Origin of the sequence: Pseudomonas sp. BCRC 81390, assembly GCF_030341915.1 — a bacterium.
GTDB lineage: Bacteria > Pseudomonadota > Gammaproteobacteria > Pseudomonadales > Pseudomonadaceae > Aquipseudomonas.
Genome location: NZ_JATAAG010000019.1, coordinates 282148 through 299721, shown reverse-complemented (window position 1 = coordinate 299721; position 17574 = coordinate 282148). Strand labels below are relative to the sequence as shown.

The window sequence follows — 17574 nt, the reverse complement described above, 5'->3', positions numbered from 1 at the left end:
GGCTATTTCTCGTAGGTGAACGTCGGAGCGTCCTTCTTGGAGCCCCAGTAGATAGGCCATTCGGACATTTGGGCGATGGCATAGAAGAAGCGGTCGCCCTGGTGGCGGGCGCGGTGGTTCTCGTCGGTGAAGCGCTCGGTACCCGTGCGGCTCCACTCGGCCATCCGGTCAACGATCGGGACGGTGATCTTGTTGCCGTCCTCTCCGTTACCGGCGTAGGAAAAGGTGGCGGCGTCCATGCGGCCGGAGAACAGGATGTCGGCGGCGTAGTTGCCCTGCTCGTCGAACACCACAAACATCAGCTTGCCAGAGCGCCCGCGGCAGCCCCGGATATTGGTCTCGGTGATGATGTAGCTGTCCAGGCCGGTGAGCGCCAGGTCGATCGACATAGGCGAGTTGGAGTTGTCGCTCTCCTGCGACTGCCCTACCTCGCCGAACTGCCCTACCCCCAGATATGTGATGCCGCCGATCACCAGGTCGCCGGTGCCCGTGTGCGCGTAAACAGGGCCGTCTTCGAAGTCGAGCTGGCAGGCGTACACGCTGAGGAACCTGCCCGTGGCGATGATATCGACCACGCTCTGGCTGAATGGGAACGTCGAGGGCATCAGAAGGCCTCCCTGAACTGATAGCTGCCGTTCGACACGGCCTGGCGCACGGTTATGCTCCAGGTGTCTTGGGTCATGCGCATTTCGGAGTAAGGGTTGAGGTATTCAATGGCGGCCCCAGCCGACAAGGTCTGGCGGATGCGCTTGTTCACCTGCACCACTGCCTGCCCCTGGGCGTTTGCCACGGCTGGTTTGATCACTTCGAACATCTCGCCGGCGATAGTCATGTAATCGCCGATCGAGAAAACCACGGCGTTCGGAGTGGCACCGCCGACCTGGATGGAGCGGGACTGCGAGGGGCCACTGACGACCCGCAGTGCACCGACGCTAGTACCACGACGCCTGGTGAATGCTGGCACGTTGACCGTGCCGAACATCCCGTCCAGTTCCCCCAGGAACGAAGTCAGCAGCCGCTCCTGCTTGCGCGTTAGCAACCCGAACGTGATGGTGCACTGCCAATAAGCGCCCGGCTGCCCAACAATCTGCTGGGCGTTGGAGAGCGTTGAGGTGAAGGCACGGCTGTTGTTGACTAAGCCCCACGTCATTTCAGACGGGCGCAGCGATGCCGGCCATTGGATAGCCATGCAGAACTCCTTATTGCTATCGATTGCGGGCGATCAGCTGCCGCGCAGGCCCGTTCATCTTGAGGTCGCGAAGCACAAGGTTGTAGCCGTCCTGCGCGCCCTTCTGTGCGGCCTGCTGGATTCGGGCCAGGGTGGCGTCGTCGGCAGTACCTTGGACGCTGATGTGCTGAACGATCCCGGGCGCCGAACTGGTCGACGCCTCGGGTTGGCTGGCAGACATTTGCGTAGCGGTCGAGGCTATCCGCGGCGTCACGAATCCGCCGGAGGCGTAACCCCTGACGTTCAGCCCCTCCAGGTAGTTGCGCATACCTGGCTGGGCCACCACCTCCTTGCGGAGGACGAATTCACCGCCGTGCACCACACCCTTCGGTTCGAACTTGCCGCCATCGCCGGTGTAACCACCACCGGAGAATCCAGATCTCGAGATGGTTTCGCTGAAGCCAGTCATCGTCCCGGTGCCAGCGGACGAACCTCCACCGCCCAAAAAGCCGAACGCGCTGCTAAGGAAGCCGGCCGCTGCCTGGCGCACCTGAATTCGGATCAAGTCTTCGATAACACCATCAGCGAAGTCCTTGAACGAAAGCTTGCCGGTCTTCACGAAGGTGACCACCGCGTCTTCCATATTGCTGAAGGCGTTGGTGAATAGGCTTCGGGTCTGCCCCGCGACGTTGCGCGCCTGCTCAAGGTAGGTGCCGAATGCGGCCCGTGCACCAACAGACCAGTCTGACTGCAGCTCATCGACACGCTGGTAGTACTGTTCCTGCTTAGCCAACCGCTGATCCAGCGCGCTTTGGAGGGCGGCGTTTTCCTTTTGATAAAGGCTCTCGCTAATCCGTCCCTCGTTGCGCTGCTGCAACAGGTTGTCCATCTGCTGCTGATACTGCTGCTCGATGCTGAACCGCTCTTGCATGCGCTGGCGGGCAACATCGCCCAGACCCATGCCGGCCAAGTCGTTGTCCAGGCCGATGGATGAGCGCTGCAGCTGACTGTTGAGGTTCGCCTGGAAGGCAGCGAGCTTCTGCGCCTCCTCAGTGGCCACCTTGCGCAGCTGCATTTCCTTCTCCAGCTCAGCATTCTTCTTGAGCTGGGCGGTGATCTGCTGCTGGTTGGCCAGCAACGATTTCTGGTCGGCGGTCAGGACTTTCTTGCCCTTGATGTCCGCCAGCTGCTGCTCCCACTTCACCAATGCCTGTCCGGCCTCGCCAAGTTTCTGCACCTCACCCCGCTGGGCGCCGATGAGGGTGTTCTGTTGCTGGAGCACCGAGTACTGCTGGCGGGCCTGATCGAGAGCCTTGGTGCCGGCGTCCTCCCGGTAAGCAGGAGTCTTTTTGGTTGCAGGGTCTTTGTACTGCTCTTCAATGTCAGCGCGAACCCTCGCTACCGCTTTTGGATCAAGCCTCGAATCGTTGGGGTCCGCTTTTCTTATTTTTTCAAGAGCACGCTCATAGCGCTGCAAGGCGTCTGCCCGTTTTTCAGCATTTGTCCAGGCAGACTTTTCAAGTGCGTCAACCTCGTGCATTGCCGCCACAGAGTCGCGCTGCCGCTTGCGGTAGTTTTCCTGAGCCTGGTCGATGGACTGTTGTGTCCGAAGCTGGTCTTGAAGGGCGTTGACGCGGCTCTGTGCTATTTCGCGCTCATCCTGATTTCGCTTGCTGCTCGCAGCGATCGGGTTCTGCATTCGCTTGTCAATTTCGGCGAGCTCTCGCTGAGCGTCCGAAAGCTGGCCTGCGATGCCTTGCGATCGACCAAATTCCGCGACAGCATCGCCCGCGTTTTTGGTCATGCTCCATACGCCACGCCAGGCGCGCTCGATGTATCCGAGATTCTCAGTGATCTCTTTCGAACGGGTGCTGATCGTGTCCGCATATGTATCGGTCAGCAGCTTTGTGGCACCAACAGTGTCGCCCTGCTCCTTCAAAGCGACGATCTGCGAGTAAGTAGCTGCGGTCAAAAAATTATATTGCTCATTAAGCTTGCGAGCGGCCTCGACAGGGTCTTTGCCGATTTCCACAAACTCGGCCACCGTCTCTTCAACCGCTCTTCCGGTTGCGTCTTTCATTTCAAGCGCAGCCGTTGCAACAGTGGCCAAGCTATCGCCGGCGATCTTCCCGCTGCCTGCTAGCTGAGCCAACACCTCTGCTGCTGCGCCAGTGGTGCCAACCGTCACACTTATCTGCTTTGACAGATCTGCAAGGGCGCCCACGTTGGTGCCAGCAGCGTTACCCGTGAGGACGAGGGATTTTCGGAATTCATCCGCCTCCCGACTGCCCTTGTAGTAGCCAACACCAAGCGTCGCCACTGCCGCAGCAGCCAGCGTAAACGGGTTAATAAGTCCAACGACATAGCCGCCCAGGGCCCGCGTCGCCGGCCCAATTCCGCCAAACATGTCCTTGAGCTGCCCGCCCTGCTGCAGCAGAACGGTGAACGGGTTCATCCCACCCTGCAGGGATACCACGATGTCTGTGAACTGTGCGGGAACGCCACGCAGCGCGGCTGTATAGGCCTTCGTTGAAAGACCCGCAGCTTGCGCCTGACGCGAGTATGCGTCCAGCGCCTGCTCCGCCTCTTTCCCGCTCGCAGCAAGGCTCTTGATCGACACGCCAGACGCCTTTGCCTGGTTGCTGACGCCAGCGGTAGATTTCTCGGCCCGATCCCCAGCCTGCGCCAGCTTGTCGAGGTCTTGGGCAGCTGTAGCGGCTTCCGCTGATTCCACCTTGATACCAAGGACGGCAATATCACCCTGACTCATGGTTTCTCCGGGCACAAAAAAGCCCGCTCATGGCGGGCTTGGGTTGATTCAGGCTCTCATTGGATTCCGCAGTTTATGCGGTCCACAGAGGTTTCATTTTCCCCTTCCAGGGCTACAACATTGGAGCCGTCCGGCATCCATGTAACCGTGTATCGTTTGAAGCCGATGTATCCACCGAACGCATTCTTGCCATTTACCTCACCGCAAACCCATCCGCCCTTTTCGCTCCGCTCATTGCGGAACTGAGCCGACCCCGGGTCATTTAGCTTTTCTGCAACCGCCTCCCGCGCCCGATCGATATCGCTCTTCCCGCACCCCGTCAGGATCATCCCAGCCAGCGCCACCAATGCCAAACGCTTCATGCGCGCCCTCCTTGTTGATGGGGGCAATTTAGCACGGCAACGGCTGGCCAGACATCCAGCGTGGATGGAAATCCAGTAACCGGCTCGGCAGGCGCCGTAGTAGCGTTGTGCCTCTGAACGACATTACAGAGTTTGGGGGTCCAGTGACGCTGTTCAAAAAAGCTATGCAGCTGATCCGAAATGAAAGCAAGCGGCCATGGTCGGAGGTCAATAGCTGGGCACTAGCTGTGATAGGCGGGCCCAGTTTTCTAGTCGGCAGCTACTACCTTTGGAAAGTTAAAGAGGTTGCGCCAGACATCCTGCACGCTACAGAGCAAGTCGGGGTGACATCATTGGGTCTCGCTGTTTATGGCATCGTAGCCGTGATGCTCATTGGTTCCTGGCATTTTCTGACTATTGCCAAACGTTGCTCTGAGGTACTCAGGCAGCGCCATTACAAGTAGTTCAAGCCCGGCCAAGCGCCAGACTTTTTCCGATGCTAACCCAAGCAGAGGGCGATTCTAATGCAGGTCACATGCTCAAAATTCGAAGCTGCCTCACGGCAGTTGGACGAAGCGATCGGCCTGCTCCTAGCCGATCATGACCCGCTCGCGGTTCGCACCCTTGCTGCAGCGGCGTTCGGCTTGTTCGGTGATCTTGTGGAGCACTTGAAGCCGAAAGAGTCCTGGCGCTCGGAACTCATCGAAAGCTCCGGGCTCGACAGAACAGAGGCATTCGCCGTCATTCACGGCGCCCAGAACTTCCTAAAGCACGCAAACCGGGATCCGCACGAGCAGCTTTCTTTCGACGAGCGTGAGAACGAGGAGCTTATCTTCATCGCTACCTTGGACTGCGGGGAGCTGGGTGGCCCATTGACTACCGCGATGCAGGCGTTTCAGGTGTGGTATCTAGCGCTGAATCCAAACAAGCTCGGTGCGAATCATGATTTTACATTGAGGGCGAGCTCGGCATTTCAGGATCTGCCCACCAAATCCCGCAAAGAACAGTTCGCTGCCGGATGGGATTTCCTCCAGCTCATGTTTGAGAAGTACGGCAAGGGGTCATACCAGCCTCGAAACCCTCAGCTGTAACAGCAAAGCCACCCCAGATGCGAAAAGCCCAGCACGGGGCTGGGCTCTAGAGCGAAATCAGGAGAGGGCGTAAGTGAACTTCGTTCCATCGTAGTTTGGGGTGGCCGGGAACCCTGCGAATACCTTTTGCCAGAATGACTCGGCGCCTGGTAGCACCTCAATGGCGACCTCTTCCACATGATGCTGCCTCAGCACCGCGATCAGCTGTTGCATGGCAGCAAATCCAACGCCTTGGCGGCGATACGGCTTGAAAATCACTAGCGGGAAAATTTCATCCGAGGCGCCTCTGAATGTGCAGAATCCAGCATATTGCCCTCCATGCAAAATTGCGAATACGGTCTCGCCAAGAAGATCTGATCCGTTCCGAACCGCTTTGACGGCGTTCTCAACGTCTTGGCGAAGCAGGGTTTCTAGAACTTCGATTTCGTGATCTGACGCACGACGAAGCTCGGTCATGCTTACCATACATAGTGCTCCATGCAAAAAGATGGCACTTTAGCATCACCATGAATTTTGACAACCCTGTCCACCCACCCTGGACGGAAAGCCAGTACCAGATTGATCCTTGAAGTAGTAGCGTTGTGCCGCCAGTCGATGCGCGACTGACGACCCCATCTCAACGAGGAAGAGCCATGGCTTTACGGATTACGAACATCAATATCAACTACGGCGCCAATCCGGTTTCCGCCCAGGTCGGCCTGGCTGATCAGCACGGCTGCAACGTATTCGTAAATATCAACCTGGAGGGCAAGGCCCCTGAAGCCTTCACCCTCCTCGAGCTGAGTGATTTGGCAAAAGCAGCAGCTAAGCACCTGGTAGCCAACGCTTAATCTGCCGTGGGCGGCGGACCTACTCGCTGCCCCTCTTTGTTCAGCAGAATTGCTACATGATGCTGAAGAACAGCAATGGCCGATGCCAGCGCATTGATCTGTGTCTGAAGCGAATTAAGCCTTTGATCAATAGAACTCAAGAGTACTCCTATGCGGCCAAGCCGCTTCATTTTGCGTCCCGCTGACGCGACGCAAGACGCGTCCGGTTGAGCTAGGTTCCGCCGAACACGATGATTTGTGGCCTGCCCTACTCCGCTCCCTCGGCCATCACTGTCAACGCCTCGTTCTCCATGAGGCGGAGATCGTGAAAAGCCTCGGACAAATCGGGCCGCTTCAGGCCGAGCATCTTGGCGGTTCCGGGGATAGCGGTGTAATCGAGCCCTGACGGCCCGCCCGGACCCAAGCGCCATTGGGTGCCCAGCGCTTCAAATAGGCAGAAGGCTGGCCAAACATCAGGCCAGACCTCCACGTCTTCGATTTCGACGTCGTCGAGCGTGAGCCCAAGGAACGCTAGCTGCTCGGCGGAGGGACCTTGCTCATACAAGGCCCGCGCCGCCGCCTTCAGTTTCCCAGGCGGGCCGGGTTGTACGCTTGTTGGTAGGCGTCCAGTACGGCTTGAGGCGCACCGACGCAGGTGGTGACCAACTCGAGGATTGCCTCATCGTTGAACTTGTCGTCGAAGCCCCAGCCTACGGTGACGGCCTTGATCTGCTCAGCCTGTAGCTGGACCTGGCCAGCAGTGAACAGCTCGAGGCTCGCGCCTTCGGTCTTGCACTTTTCGGCGTGTGCTTCGAAGGCTTGGTTCCAACCGTCGTACAGCTTGGCCAGCGCGGTGCGGTCGAAGTAGCGGAACGAGAACTCCACTGCCACCGGCTCGCCGCCCACGCGCGGTATCTTCACTTCGGCAGTAAACGTGGGGTTCTGCGCGATCTTGATCTTTGGCATGGTTGCTCCTTACGCGGCCAGGTAGCGCAGCGGGCGACCCGACAAGCCGACGCTGATGGTGCGGGTCATGACGTTGTTACGCTCCATGGTCGGGGTGGTGGTGATACTCACGTACCCCGGGTAGAGAATCTGATCGCCGTTGCGCAGCTTGAGGCGCACCACGGTCAGTTCCTTGGATTCATCGAAGCCCTCGACGGCGCCGACATAGGCAGCGGCCGGCTGGTCCTCGACCACAATGGCCAGGCTCAGTGGGTTGCGGTTGGTTGGGAACTGGCGGTCATCGTCGTCTTCGAGGTAGCCCACGGTAGCGAATTGCTGTTCACCGCCCGACGGGGTAAAGCCAGTGACCTTGGAGATCTGCACCCAATCGGTGACTGGGATGACAGATCCCAAGCCTGCGCCCGGGGTGTAGATATCAGCGTTGGCAGTGCTGATGCTGCCCAGACCGAAGCTGTCGGTAAGGGGGTTCACTACGCGCGCGGCGCGATCGGTGAGTTTTGCCCAGCCGGAGTCGATCAGCACGATGTCTTGCGCATCGAGGCCGTGCCCGACAGCACTCAGCACCGGTGGCGCTGCGTTGGTGATTGCAGTGAAGGGGACTGCGGCCCCAAGAGTCGCGGCGATCTCGACAATAGCGCCGTTCGGCAGCGGGAAGCGTGCGGCCATGGTGTGGTTCCTCTTGAAAGCCCGCCGAGAGGCGGTTGGTTAGGCCCCAGCGGGCGGTTGGTCCGCGACTCCGCGGTAGGTGAAGCTGGCCGGCACCGTGTAGGTTGCCGACTCGGTGATGGTTGGGCCTTGTTCAACTGGTTCGGTAACTAGGCCCTCAAAGCCGTTGCGGCTGAGTTCCGAATCCACCGGGAATAGACTCGAAAGCTCGTCCACCAGAGCCTCAGCGGTTGCCAGAGGCTGGCCCGCCGGGCAGACGATGCTCACCTGGTAGACGCCGGTGTACTCGTACGCTTCGCCACCCAGGTAGCGGCAGGTGGTTGCTCCGGGTAGCTGAAACGCTTGCAGATAGGTTTCACCTGGTTGAGCTTCAAAGGCCTGCTCGAAGTTCGCGATTCGGATCGGGCGCGCTGTGGCCCAGGCCATCAGCTTGATCTCGATAGCCTGTCTGGCACGTGCTTGGCTCATACGCGGTTGTTCCTGATGGCTTCGTCGACAATGCGTTGAAAATTGGCCAGGGTCACCCTGACCATGCCGGCCGGGGCCTGCGACGAATGCCCGTACTCGAGCGGTATGGCATACGGCAGGTTGTTCACGATATAGGCCGTTTGGCCGATAGTAAGCGCCTGGACCTGGGTCACCAGTTCGGCAACGGCTTGACTGCCAGACGGGTCAATGCGGTCGAGCTCCTCAGTCGCCGGCGAGTCGATGGAGAACTGCCAGTTGCCCCGGAACCGCCCGCCTACGTAGCCCTGGCCAGCCACCAGTCCGTTCACAGCAAAGTTTTGCTCGCGCTCGGTCTTGGTCAGGGGCTTGGCGTACTTCACGCCTTTACGCAGCCTGCCGGCCTTGGTGAAGTTGTCCTGATTCAGGTTGATCAGGGTGTTGCGTACCGCGACCTTGAAGTCGTAGTCATCGGCGGCCTTGCTGGCCGTGGCCCGGTGAGCCACGTTGGCCGCCCATAGTTCCGGGTTGCCTACCGGTGACATGCGGATGACGCTGCTGCCGATCTCGATCACGATTTCGCGGAAGGTCGCGTCCAGGGCTTGCTCCGCCTGTTCTGCGAAGGCCCGTATGGCCTCAGCGAACCCGCCCTGCTGCCCGCCGTATCGCTGGGTCATGTGTGAGCCGCGTGCCATGTCACTTCCTCAGCTGAATGGTCCAAGTCGCCTGGGCCGGGTCCTCGGAAACGTTGAGCACGCGGTATCCGCTCACCTGGTCACCGATCTTGGGGGCAGCTGGAACATCGGTAGCGGCACCGGCCTGCCCCTCGAAAATCTCGTTCTGGAGCACCAGCAGCTTCACATCCTCGGTTTGGATGCGGGTCCCGTCGATCTCCTTGGCCAGATAGCTGCCGAACACGCCGCGACCGGCGTAGTAGATGGTCGAGGTCGGCACCGTGCCACCGATATCAGGGTCGTAACCACCCTTCACCGTGCGCGACCCAGTGACAGGCTTCACCGCGTCAGCCAGGCCGTCAGGATCATCAAAGGCTTCCGCCAGGTCGGCCTGAATTTCATCGCGCATGCCCATGGGTCAGATCCTCTTGAGCATCACGGTGCCAGTGCGCCGTATCCACGGGGCGATTAGGTCCAGGGCGAAGTTCTCGCCAGCAGAACGATCGACAGATCCTGCGACATAGGTCTTGCTGGTTGAAGTACCAGCCTGGGCCGACACGGTCTTGCTTTGAACCTCGCGCTGGGTGTCTTTATAGAGCTGACCAGCCGCGGCAAGCTTGGCCACCTGCGCGCCGGCACTCACGATGGCGCCAGGCACCGGATCTGGCACAGCCCGCTTGATCTTGGCCGTGAGCCAGGCATTGGCCATGGCCACGGCAAGGACCGCATCACCGGCGCCGGCCCAACCCTGCCCGAGCCGCTGGTCAACATCAGCGACGGTGATGAAGTCAGTCATGGCTTATTCCTTCGACGGGATGAGGGCCTGGAGATCGGGCTTGTTGAGGGCTGGGTCGAAGGTGATGCCCTGGGCCGTCAGCCAGGCCTTCAGCTGCGGGACCTTCATTTTGTGCGGGTCAGTTTCATCGTCGCTGCCGCCCTCCTCCTCGATCGCTTTGTCGATCTCGGCCTGGCTGCTGACCCGGGCGTAGCCGTTCGGTGGGTAGGCCGACGCCTTGTAACCCTCAGCTACCCACTGGGCGATGGTTGGGCCGTCCAAGCGCAGCCCTTCCTCGATCTCGCTGACGCTGAGGCCCTGGCGCTGGTACGCCTCGCCGATGTGCGGAGCATCGCCCTGCACGGACACCGAGGTAGCGCCGTCGATCACGCCGAAAAATTGGTCCAGGCGGCGATAGCAGGTACCGCGCTCGCTGCCCGGGGTATTGGTGTAGATGACTTTCATGCTGATCTCCTGCGCAGGGCGCCGGGCGGGCGCCCGCATCATGGGGTCAAGGGGTGGCGGTGCCGCTGATGACTGCAGCGAACGGAACCTGCTTGCGGTCGAAGACGCGCTTCCAGTTGGCCGCCGAAGCGTACTGGGCGGCGGTCGGGCTCAGGTTGCGGTTCTCGCTGCCCTGCCAGCTGAAGCCAGCCGGCTGCAGGATGTAGGTCTTGCGCTCCCAGAGGACCTCGGCACCACCACCGTTGCCGCCATCAGGCTTGCGCTGCATTTCGACCGGCATGTGCGGGCTGCCCTCGCCGTAGCCGAATGCGCCTTGGCCGAAGAACAGGGACAGGTATTGGCCCGGTGCGTAAGTCAAGGCGTCATCCATGAAGACCGGCTTGCCCAGGTAGGTCGCCAGGATGATCTTGCCCTGCGAGTCGCGCAGATACTCGATCATGTCCTGCTTCACCATTTGGTTCATGACGACCGAGTGCACGCCGATGGCGGCGAACATGTCGGCAGCGTCGCCGGCGGTGAAGGCAGCGTCTTGAAAGGCGTTTGCGCTGATCGATGCGCCCGCGTCCTTCACCATGTCGCCGCCGTTGTTGGCGATGTTGGATGCAATCACGCCACGGGCCGCACCCATCAGGTAACGCTGCCACTGACGGGTCCAGTAGGTGCCGAAGCGGTTGCGGATGTGCTGCATCGGCTCGGAATTGGCCAGCTCAGCGGTCAAGTCGGAGACACCATAGCCCTTGTTGAGGTACAGAGTCCGGGCACGCATGCTGCCCTGCTCGGCCTTGCCAACCTCACCCAGATCGTCTGGGTCATCGTTGGAAATGTTCGGCGCCTCATCGGCATCCAGATCCTGCCAGTAGCTGATCTCGGAAGTGCCTTGGCCGTTCTTGGCGATGCCGTCGAGAGTCGCGGAACGGGTGATGATGCCCGATTCATAGACGGCGGTCTTTTCTGGGGTATTCACCGGCTCCAGGGTGCCGTAGTAGTCGGCAACGAAGATATCCGACAGTTGGGTGGTTGGCATGGGTTAGGTTCCTCGGGTGGCTTGGAGTTTTTTGAATGCTTCGGGGTTGTCACGAGCCATCGCTGCGCGCTCGGTCTCGGTGTACTCACCCCACTTCTTCGTGGCCTTGCCACCGTTGTCGCCGGTCTGCCCGGCACCCTGGGCCCTTGGCCACAGGTGTGATGCGGTTTCGCGAAGCGATTCCGCCCATTCGAGGGGAGACAGCGGGGTCTCACCGTCCTTCCCGTACACGACTTCGCCGTCACGGTCGGTGGCAATGGGCTCGCCGTCTTCGCTCAGTTTGAAGGTGCCGCGGGCGCGGAGGATGATGTCCTCGGCGGCTTCGGGCAGCGCGCCGGCCTTAATCGCGGCAGCGCGGATCGAATCGGCCAGCACCTTGTCGCTGTACTTGGCAGCGAAGGCTTCGGCCTTGTCCGCACGCTCGTTGGCGGCCTTGACCTGCTTGTCCAGGTCGGTGCGCAGGCGCTCGGTGCGGCGGCTGATCACTTCGTCCAGCTTGCCCTCGGCGATCAGCTTGGTCTCTTCGTCCTGGCCGGCCTTTGCCAGCAGGCCCTTGACCGCCTCGATGTCCAGGCCGTCGAACTGACCTTTTAGTTTGTCCAGCTCGGCCTTGATGGTCTTGTTGGAGCCAATCAGCTCGGTGTTTTTGGACTTGAGGCCCGAGACCTCGCCATCCAGGAATTTCTGCACCTCGCCGCCGAGCGCTGCCTTGAGCGCGGCGGTCTGGCTTTCGTCGAGAGTGAGGCCGTGGGCGGCCGGGTCGAAGTCAAAAGGCATGTGGTTATCCCCTGGGGACTGATAGACCCGCCTGGCGGGCACAAAAAACCCGGCGCTAGGCCGGGTTCGGTTTAGATTTATCGCTTAGGTATCCGCTCGGACTCGGGCACCAGCAAATTGATACGCTTGAGCATTGGCATCAGCCCGCCGTGCAAACCTGTCGTGGTCGATTTGCGTCGGGCCAACTGCTCTTTGATGAGGCGCCCGGGGCCGTTATAGATCTCCTCAAATGTCCCATCTCGATTCATACGAATCCCGAGGTAGTAGTCGGGAACATGATGGACTGGAAATGTGAGGCTGGTACCGAAGGTCGTCTTGATTTGGACGTTACGCCCATCTTCCGTTACGGCGTCGTGGTGCTTGGTGAGACCTTCATTCAGCGTCAAGTTGTAAGCCAGACTGGCTACAACCTCACCGATATCCCCTACCAGCCTGCCGTCAGGTGTAAATGGCTTGCCCGGATAGGCTTCCTGCAGCATAGAGACCGCACTGAACAGGTCCTTGAGGGCATTTTTTATTTTCGATTGGATAGCCTGATCCATGTTGACTCCTTGTGAAGAGCCAAAATGCTACATCAGATCCCTGCCCTTTCGAACGCCAAAGGCTCTAGCTCCTTGAGCTGGTCGAGCGTCAGCGGCTTGAAGTTCTTGTCCAACTGCAGCGCTGCAAAACGCTCGGCAGTCAGGCCACCGTCGCGAAACAGCTTGCCGCGCACCGGACCCAGCGCGGCGTCCTGGAACGCCGCTGGCTGCGTGTTGAGCCACTGGTAATAGCTGAGGCTTGCCGAGACCTGCCCGCCGCCCCCTGCGCCCACTGCTGCCCTCGTGGCGCCCTGCCCAAACAGCGCCGATAACCTGGTGATCGGCGTGATGGTGGTCCGGCAGTGGATGTGGAATGGAGGCACAGGACCTTTGCCCATCTCGAATTCCCGGCCGTCCATGCTCCGGCACTGCACGCTGGTCTTTCGGTCTAGGGTGGCGACGATCCGATAGCCAGACACCGCCTCGGCATTCGCCTTCAGCGTTTCCATGCGCGCGGTGGTGGCCACATGCTGGACTGCGGTCTGGACGACTGCCCGGGCGCTCCGGTTCGTGACCGCCAGTATGCCGTCCGTGAAGTTCTGCGCTGCGGTACCGCGCACCGCCTGGGTGATCTCGGCGTTGGTCTGGCCTTGCACGACTCCCATCCGGATGGCGTTGGTGACCCTATCCGCTTCAGTGCGGGTCCAGCCGTTCAGGAACGGCTTGAGCAGTTTGCCGCCATCCACCCCGGCCACCTGCAGGGGCTGCGTGTTGATCGCCGCCCGGATCAGGGAGTCCGCTGGCATGGCCGCGTCGATCAAAAGCGCCTTCGCCAGGCTCCGCCCCTCGAATGCAGCTTCGTACTGCGCAATATCCACCAGGTCGGACTGCATCCGGTCGCTGAAGGCCTTGTAGATTTCCAGCAGCTTGCCGCCCACCCGGCCAAGAAACTCCTCAAGCCGGCTGCGGCTGTAGGTGGTCAGTTCCTTGCGGGTGAGCTGGTCACGCACATGGGTATCAGCCCGGCGCAGGTAGGTCTCGAACTTCTTGACCTCGCCAGCCTTGAGCCGCTCAAGCAGCACCGAGTGGCGGCTGACCTGCTCCAGCAGCTTCTCGTCCGCCGTTTGCTCCGGTTTCGTCGCCATCTTCTCTGTCCAAGTTCACGCCGCCAGCGCCGTGATGGTCGCCGATCAGTTCGGCCTCTTCGTCATAGGGGTGCTCGGGCAGCTTTCCAGTAGTCAGATACTGCCAATACGTCTCGGCACTGATGGTTCCGGCCATGACGCTCTTCTGCAGCTCAGCAAGCACTTGGGCGTCCACCACCGGCATCACAAACTCCGGCTTGACCTTGAATGCGACTTCGTCCGGGTTGTAGCCCGTCCACTCCGCTGCGTATCGCAGGGCCTGCTCGATGCCGGCCGCCGCGGTGATGACAATGCTATGTAGCGTGGCGTGCTGGTCGTTCTGGCGTGTCTTGCGGGCCTCGCCCGACTCCGTGCCGGAGACATCCATGACCTTGGCGCCAGCCTCTAGGGCTGCGTTCTTCTGGTCTTCCATCGCCGTGCGGACGGCTTGAATGCCAGCACCCTGGAACTCCAGATATCCGCACGATCCGTTCGGCCCCAGGTCCCAGGCCGCCGATGGCCCTGTGACGCTGAGTTCAACGCTCTCGTCCAGGCCGGAAACCCACGGCTGCGGGTGGCTGGTCTGGTGCAGAGCGGTGAAGTAGTCTGCACTGAGTTGGTAGGACTTCAGTGCGGCCCGGGCCATGGTCAGCAGCGGGATCTCGTCCACATCGGGCGAGTTGTCGGTGGACCCGCAGTAGATGACCGGGATGTAGCCCAGGCCGCGTACCAGGTTGTTGCTGCCGTCGACGGTGCCCAACGGGCGATCGTCTTCGATCAGCTCGCCGGCCTCGTTGCGCACGCCCGTGCGGCAGACCGCGCCGTCCATATAGAACTCGCGGTACACCGTTTTGCATTCGTGGCTGTAGCGATCCTGTTCCTTGCGCCTGAACTCGCGGAACACGGACAGCACCAGGTCCTGCCGGCCGCCTTGGTCGGCAGTGTCCCAATTGATGGCGTTGCGCACCGCGTAGGTAGCGAAGTATGGCTTGCCTTGGTCATCGATGTTGACCACCAGCGGCACCCGACCATGGGAAATGGCCTGGCGTACGATCCGCAGGAACAGTTGAGTCAGGCCGAAGCCATCAGCCGTGGCGTTGTCCTCCAGATCTTTCAGCCCTGCCGGCAGCTTCACCTCAGGAATGAGCCGGGAAACCAGGCCCATCATCGATCGCAGCGAATCCCGCACCCAGTGCTCGTACTGGGCCCGGGCGGTGTAGTTCTGGTACAGGTAGGCATTGCCGCCACCGTCCAGCTTCTCGGCCTCAACCATGCCGCTAGGCTTTGGCAGGTTGCGCGGGCTGCGCTTGATAGCGCCCTCGCCCTCCAGGGCGTCGTCCATCATCCGCCACTCTTCAATGTGAGCGTCGTAGTCTGGGTTAGTGGATTGAACAGGCATTACGCCAAACCTCCGATGCGGCGGGCGCCGGCGGACTGAGTCTTGATCGGGAACCGCTTGGCGATGAAATAGCCTGCGGCGTCGTTCATGTGGTCGTGCCCCTTCTTGGGGTCCTTGTCCGGCTCACCTTTGTCGGTGTAGGTCTGCCGCTCCAGGCACTGGGTAAGCTGCGGGCACTGGTCGATGTTCACCTTGAGGCGCCGCTCACCGTAGGTGTTGAGAAACATGGCGTTGACCGCGTTGATGCGATCTTTGACGCCGGGGTTCTGCGAGTCGACCACCACGGTGAAGCCGGCCTTCTTGAGCAGGGACAGGTCCGATTCACTGGCGTTCTTGCTGCTGGTGTTCTGGCCGCTGGCGTCTGGGTACACGGAGATGCTGTGACCGGAAAAGCGAACCTTGATCTTTTCTATCATCTCGGGCGTATCCCGCACCGAGTGGAACTCATCCAGCGCCAGTGGCAGGCCGTCCCGGACCACATACACTACGGCGGCCATCTTCATGACGTTGAAGTCCATGCCGATGTGCAGCGCCTCGCCTGGCTTGATGCGTTCACTGGTGCGGCACTCGACGCGGTCGAAGGTGTAATAGACGACTCCGGCGTAGTTCTCGAACCCTGCCTCATATTCCTGACGGAACGTCCGCGGGTCCATCTTGCGGCGTGCCGCATCCAGTTCATCCGCCGGGACGTTGCCGCCCTGCAGCGAGGTGTACTGCCAGCTCTTGTGATCCGGCTCGCCGCCCGGCTGTCCGTCGCGGTAGGTGTCGTAGCAGTGGTTGAAGCCCTTCGGGGTCCCGATCCGCAGCGCATGCCCGCCCTTTCTCGATTCCCCGGTCTGGGGGATCGTGTACTGGCAAGTCGAGAGCATTGGCCTGAGCACCTCTTCCCAGGCAGCCCACGGGCAGTCCGCCCATTCGTCTACCAGGACGAAGAACAGACCGGAGCCCCGCAGGTTGTCGTAATTGTCCAGGCCGACCACACGCATAATGTGGCCGGACTTCAGGGTGATCGAGCACTCGGTCTCGTTCGGTCGAGCTGCGCGCCAGGCTTCTGGGATAGCCTGCTTCAGCCGACGCCAGAAAACCCGCTTGGCCTGCTTGAACGTCGGCGCGCCATACCAGATCTCGTCCTCAACGCTCACACCCCACTCCGCAGCCAGCCGGGCCGCGCGGCGCATCTCTGCCTTGCCGAGGAAGGTTTTGCCGAATCGACGCCCGCACACCGCATCACGGAAACGCGCCTCGGGCTGGAACCCCCAGACATAGATGTTCGCCTGCTTCGGCGTCAACTTCACCGGCGGGTCATAGGTACGGGGTAGTCGGGACACCTTCGTCTGGCTCCAGCTTGTACTCAGCAACGGCGTGCTGCTGGTCCGCCTGGGAGCCCAGGGGTTTGTCGGGTTCTAGCTTGCGGTTAATGTACATGTCGCCGCACTCCTTGGCTGCCTGCTCGTAGAGCTGGGCGGTCAGCGCCAGGTTGCGCATGTTCTCGGCCTTCTCAGCCATCCTCCCCAAGCCGCGTAGCCGGAACGCCCGGTTGGCAATGGGAATCTCCGCCGTCTCCTCACGGAAGCGCTTCCGGGTGTCCTCGAACAGGGTTCGCCACCTGGCCGACAGTCCTCGACCGACGTACTTCGTGGGATCGTAGGTCGCAACCTGCTGACGCGTGACAACGACATCGAATTCCTGCTTTACCGCATCAGCTACCTGAGTAGGCGTGTCAAAGCAGGCAAGGCCTTGCACTATGAAGGCTTTCACCTCGTCTCTGAGTGCAGCCATGGGTTGTCATCCGTAAAGGTCCGGTAAAACTACGCGACCCGACTGAGACAGGTTCCGCAGGCCCTCGAAATGTTGATCTTGGCCACCTCAGGCGGCCGGCTTGCAGCGTCGATCAGCTGCTGAACTTCTTCGTTTGCACCGTAGCGCCTCACCACCCCAACGAACTCCTCTACGTCGTGCGACCGTAGGTAGAGCTTGGGCATTCCGTCCTGCCTGAACTTGGGTGCGCCGAACTCATCAGTCGCCTGGGCGATGTGGTACAGCTCGTGTTCGACCAGGGCGCAGAACTCAGCATCGGTGCACTGGGAGCAGTAGTCGGCGGCCAGGGTGATGAGGTAGTCCGGCTCCTCGCCGAACCATTCCCGCATCTGCTGTTCTTGCCGGGCCTTTTGCCACCCACCAGCGCGGAACATTAGCTGCTCGGCCTGACCCAGCACTACCCGCCCCTGCTTGCCGAATCCACTCGATGCCCACAGCACACCGATGTTGGCGTCGATCAGATGTGCGTGCTCGGGGTTATGGATGCTGCCGGTGTCAGCCAGGATCTCGCTCTGCACCCATTCCCACACGCCGGTGGCAGGGCGCAGGGTCAGCCATAGCGATTCGAGCAGGTCGGCCGGCGGCATCGGTCTACTCATGAACCCTCACCTGAACCATCCGGTCGCTTCCGCACCACAGCCACGGCAGTGCACTGCGCCGCTGGCCAGGCCAGACTTGCGCATGATGAAAAATGTTTCGCTACCGCAGTCGCAGTGGAATGCCTCCTCACCTGGTTGCGGGC

The 17574-nt window shown here is 60.8% G+C and carries 23 protein-coding genes; 2 read left to right on the top strand and 21 right to left on the bottom strand.

Annotated elements, in window-relative coordinates; translation table 11 throughout:
* Positions 1 to 2 precede the first annotated feature (2 nt).
* Genes QSV36_RS10440 through QSV36_RS10425 form a run of 4 tightly spaced genes read right to left on the bottom strand, consistent with a single transcriptional unit; the run spans position 3 to position 4300 of the window.
* Complete coding sequence (locus QSV36_RS10440; RefSeq protein ID WP_061302528.1) at positions 3 to 605, bottom strand: hypothetical protein; 603 nt, start codon at positions 603 to 605, stop codon at positions 3 to 5.
* A complete protein-coding gene (locus QSV36_RS10435; protein WP_289131515.1) occupies positions 605 to 1189 on the bottom strand; it encodes a hypothetical protein in 585 nt (194 codons plus the stop codon). Before QSV36_RS10435 ends, QSV36_RS10440 begins: the two co-directional genes overlap by 1 nt.
* Positions 1190 to 1205: 16 nt before the next feature.
* Entirely contained in the window at positions 1206 to 3938 is a 2733-nt protein-coding gene (locus tag QSV36_RS10430) for a phage tail tape measure protein (protein ID WP_289131514.1), read from the bottom strand.
* Between the two features lie 56 nt (positions 3939 to 3994).
* The gene (locus tag QSV36_RS10425) at positions 3995 to 4300 is read right to left on the bottom strand and encodes a hypothetical protein (protein WP_100413934.1); all 306 of its coding nucleotides are present in this window, start codon (positions 4298 to 4300) and stop codon (positions 3995 to 3997) included.
* Between the two features lie 503 nt (positions 4301 to 4803).
* Here QSV36_RS10425 and QSV36_RS10420 point away from each other — a divergent pair.
* Positions 4804 to 5370 (top strand): hypothetical protein, encoded by a 567-nt coding sequence (locus tag QSV36_RS10420; RefSeq protein WP_289131513.1) that lies wholly within the window; start codon positions 4804 to 4806, stop codon positions 5368 to 5370.
* A gap of 57 nt (positions 5371 to 5427) precedes the next feature.
* Here the strand turns inward: QSV36_RS10420 and QSV36_RS10415 are convergent, their stop codons facing one another.
* Entirely contained in the window at positions 5428 to 5835 is a 408-nt protein-coding gene (locus QSV36_RS10415; protein ID WP_289131512.1) for a GNAT family N-acetyltransferase, read from the bottom strand.
* Positions 5836 to 6002: 167 nt separating this feature from the next.
* Here QSV36_RS10415 and QSV36_RS10410 point away from each other — a divergent pair, with 167 nt between their 5' ends.
* The gene (locus tag QSV36_RS10410) at positions 6003 to 6200 is read left to right on the top strand and encodes a hypothetical protein (RefSeq protein ID WP_289131511.1); all 198 of its coding nucleotides are present in this window, start codon (positions 6003 to 6005) and stop codon (positions 6198 to 6200) included.
* Positions 6201 to 6447: 247 nt separating this feature from the next.
* On the opposite strand, the gene QSV36_RS10405 is transcribed toward QSV36_RS10410, so the two are convergent.
* The 16 genes from QSV36_RS10405 to QSV36_RS10330 all read right to left on the bottom strand — a co-directional run bounded on the left by QSV36_RS10405 (position 6448) and on the right by QSV36_RS10330 (position 17431).
* Positions 6448 to 6744: a DUF1799 domain-containing protein gene (locus tag QSV36_RS10405; RefSeq protein WP_289131510.1), complete on the bottom strand. Its 297-nt coding sequence runs from the start codon at positions 6742 to 6744 to the stop codon at positions 6448 to 6450.
* A gap of 17 nt (positions 6745 to 6761) precedes the next feature.
* Positions 6762 to 7145 (bottom strand): phage tail assembly chaperone, encoded by a 384-nt coding sequence (locus QSV36_RS10400; RefSeq protein ID WP_289131509.1) that lies wholly within the window; start codon positions 7143 to 7145, stop codon positions 6762 to 6764.
* Between the two features lie 9 nt (positions 7146 to 7154).
* Positions 7155 to 7811 (bottom strand): phage tail protein, encoded by a 657-nt coding sequence (locus QSV36_RS10395; RefSeq protein ID WP_289131508.1) that lies wholly within the window; start codon positions 7809 to 7811, stop codon positions 7155 to 7157.
* A gap of 39 nt (positions 7812 to 7850) precedes the next feature.
* A complete protein-coding gene (locus tag QSV36_RS10390) occupies positions 7851 to 8279 on the bottom strand; it encodes a phage tail terminator-like protein (RefSeq protein ID WP_289131507.1) in 429 nt (142 codons plus the stop codon).
* Positions 8276 to 8950 (bottom strand): hypothetical protein, encoded by a 675-nt coding sequence (locus tag QSV36_RS10385; protein WP_289131506.1) that lies wholly within the window; start codon positions 8948 to 8950, stop codon positions 8276 to 8278. Before QSV36_RS10385 ends, QSV36_RS10390 begins: the two co-directional genes overlap by 4 nt.
* Before the next feature lies 1 nt (position 8951).
* Positions 8952 to 9344 (bottom strand): hypothetical protein, encoded by a 393-nt coding sequence (locus tag QSV36_RS10380; protein ID WP_289131505.1) that lies wholly within the window; start codon positions 9342 to 9344, stop codon positions 8952 to 8954.
* A 3-nt stretch (positions 9345 to 9347) separates the two neighbouring features.
* Positions 9348 to 9725, bottom strand: coding sequence for a hypothetical protein (locus QSV36_RS10375; protein WP_289131504.1), 378 nt, complete (start codon positions 9723 to 9725; stop codon positions 9348 to 9350).
* A 3-nt stretch (positions 9726 to 9728) separates the two neighbouring features.
* Positions 9729 to 10169 (bottom strand): HeH/LEM domain-containing protein, encoded by a 441-nt coding sequence (locus QSV36_RS10370; RefSeq protein ID WP_289131503.1) that lies wholly within the window; start codon positions 10167 to 10169, stop codon positions 9729 to 9731.
* Between the two features lie 46 nt (positions 10170 to 10215).
* On the bottom strand, positions 10216 to 11193 hold the full coding sequence (locus QSV36_RS10365; RefSeq protein WP_289131502.1) for a major capsid protein: 978 nt from the start codon (positions 11191 to 11193) through the stop codon (positions 10216 to 10218).
* Between the two features lie 3 nt (positions 11194 to 11196).
* The gene (locus QSV36_RS10360) at positions 11197 to 11970 is read right to left on the bottom strand and encodes a hypothetical protein (RefSeq protein ID WP_289131501.1); all 774 of its coding nucleotides are present in this window, start codon (positions 11968 to 11970) and stop codon (positions 11197 to 11199) included.
* Positions 11971 to 12047: 77 nt separating this feature from the next.
* A complete protein-coding gene (locus tag QSV36_RS10355) occupies positions 12048 to 12512 on the bottom strand; it encodes a DUF6998 domain-containing protein (RefSeq protein WP_289131500.1) in 465 nt (154 codons plus the stop codon).
* Between the two features lie 32 nt (positions 12513 to 12544).
* Positions 12545 to 13636 carry a minor capsid protein gene (locus tag QSV36_RS10350; RefSeq protein ID WP_289131499.1) on the bottom strand — a complete coding sequence of 364 codons (1092 nt, stop codon included), beginning with the start codon at positions 13634 to 13636 and terminating at the stop codon, positions 12545 to 12547.
* Complete coding sequence (locus QSV36_RS10345) at positions 13563 to 14957, bottom strand: DUF4055 domain-containing protein (protein ID WP_289131498.1); 1395 nt, start codon at positions 14955 to 14957, stop codon at positions 13563 to 13565. The genes QSV36_RS10350 and QSV36_RS10345 overlap by 74 nt, the downstream gene beginning before the upstream one ends.
* A gap of 56 nt (positions 14958 to 15013) precedes the next feature.
* Positions 15014 to 16342 carry a phage terminase large subunit family protein gene (locus QSV36_RS10340; RefSeq protein WP_289131497.1) on the bottom strand — a complete coding sequence of 443 codons (1329 nt, stop codon included), beginning with the start codon at positions 16340 to 16342 and terminating at the stop codon, positions 15014 to 15016.
* Complete coding sequence (locus QSV36_RS10335) at positions 16317 to 16793, bottom strand: DUF2280 domain-containing protein (RefSeq protein ID WP_289131496.1); 477 nt, start codon at positions 16791 to 16793, stop codon at positions 16317 to 16319. Before QSV36_RS10335 ends, QSV36_RS10340 begins: the two co-directional genes overlap by 26 nt.
* Positions 16794 to 16822: 29 nt before the next feature.
* The gene (locus tag QSV36_RS10330; protein WP_289131495.1) at positions 16823 to 17431 is read right to left on the bottom strand and encodes a putative metallopeptidase; all 609 of its coding nucleotides are present in this window, start codon (positions 17429 to 17431) and stop codon (positions 16823 to 16825) included.
* Between the last annotated feature and the right edge of the window lie 143 nt (positions 17432 to 17574).

Excerpts from the sequence above, each read along its gene's own strand:
- QSV36_RS10360 (WP_289131501.1), bottom strand. The coding sequence starts at position 11,970 with ATGCCTTTTGACTTCGACCCGGCCGCCCACGGCCTCACTCTCGACGAA.
- QSV36_RS10425 (WP_100413934.1), bottom strand. The coding sequence starts at position 4,300 with ATGAAGCGTTTGGCATTGGTGGCGCTGGCTGGGATGATCCTGACGGGG.
- QSV36_RS10345 (WP_289131498.1), bottom strand. The coding sequence starts at position 14,957 with ATGGACGACGCCCTGGAGGGCGAGGGCGCTATCAAGCGCAGCCCGCGC.
- QSV36_RS10440 (WP_061302528.1), bottom strand. The coding sequence starts at position 605 with ATGCCCTCGACGTTCCCATTCAGCCAGAGCGTGGTCGATATCATCGCC.
- QSV36_RS10430 (WP_289131514.1), bottom strand. The coding sequence starts at position 3,938 with ATGAGTCAGGGTGATATTGCCGTCCTTGGTATCAAGGTGGAATCAGCG.
- QSV36_RS10385 (WP_289131506.1), bottom strand. The coding sequence starts at position 8,950 with ATGGCACGCGGCTCACACATGACCCAGCGATACGGCGGGCAGCAGGGC.
- QSV36_RS10400 (WP_289131509.1), bottom strand. The coding sequence starts at position 7,145 with ATGCCAAAGATCAAGATCGCGCAGAACCCCACGTTTACTGCCGAAGTG.
- QSV36_RS10380 (WP_289131505.1), bottom strand. The coding sequence starts at position 9,344 with ATGGGCATGCGCGATGAAATTCAGGCCGACCTGGCGGAAGCCTTTGAT.
- QSV36_RS10365 (WP_289131502.1), bottom strand. The coding sequence starts at position 11,193 with ATGCCAACCACCCAACTGTCGGATATCTTCGTTGCCGACTACTACGGC.
- QSV36_RS10330 (WP_289131495.1), bottom strand. The coding sequence starts at position 17,431 with ATGAGTAGACCGATGCCGCCGGCCGACCTGCTCGAATCGCTATGGCTG.
- QSV36_RS10370 (WP_289131503.1), bottom strand. The coding sequence starts at position 10,169 with ATGAAAGTCATCTACACCAATACCCCGGGCAGCGAGCGCGGTACCTGC.
- QSV36_RS10420 (WP_289131513.1), top strand. The coding sequence starts at position 4,804 with ATGCAGGTCACATGCTCAAAATTCGAAGCTGCCTCACGGCAGTTGGAC.
- QSV36_RS10410 (WP_289131511.1), top strand. The coding sequence starts at position 6,003 with ATGGCTTTACGGATTACGAACATCAATATCAACTACGGCGCCAATCCG.
- QSV36_RS10415 (WP_289131512.1), bottom strand. The coding sequence starts at position 5,835 with ATGGTAAGCATGACCGAGCTTCGTCGTGCGTCAGATCACGAAATCGAA.
- QSV36_RS10355 (WP_289131500.1), bottom strand. The coding sequence starts at position 12,512 with ATGGATCAGGCTATCCAATCGAAAATAAAAAATGCCCTCAAGGACCTG.
- QSV36_RS10335 (WP_289131496.1), bottom strand. The coding sequence starts at position 16,793 with ATGGCTGCACTCAGAGACGAGGTGAAAGCCTTCATAGTGCAAGGCCTT.
- QSV36_RS10390 (WP_289131507.1), bottom strand. The coding sequence starts at position 8,279 with ATGAGCCAAGCACGTGCCAGACAGGCTATCGAGATCAAGCTGATGGCC.
- QSV36_RS10435 (WP_289131515.1), bottom strand. The coding sequence starts at position 1,189 with ATGGCTATCCAATGGCCGGCATCGCTGCGCCCGTCTGAAATGACGTGG.
- QSV36_RS10350 (WP_289131499.1), bottom strand. The coding sequence starts at position 13,636 with ATGGCGACGAAACCGGAGCAAACGGCGGACGAGAAGCTGCTGGAGCAG.
- QSV36_RS10395 (WP_289131508.1), bottom strand. The coding sequence starts at position 7,811 with ATGGCCGCACGCTTCCCGCTGCCGAACGGCGCTATTGTCGAGATCGCC.
- QSV36_RS10375 (WP_289131504.1), bottom strand. The coding sequence starts at position 9,725 with ATGACTGACTTCATCACCGTCGCTGATGTTGACCAGCGGCTCGGGCAG.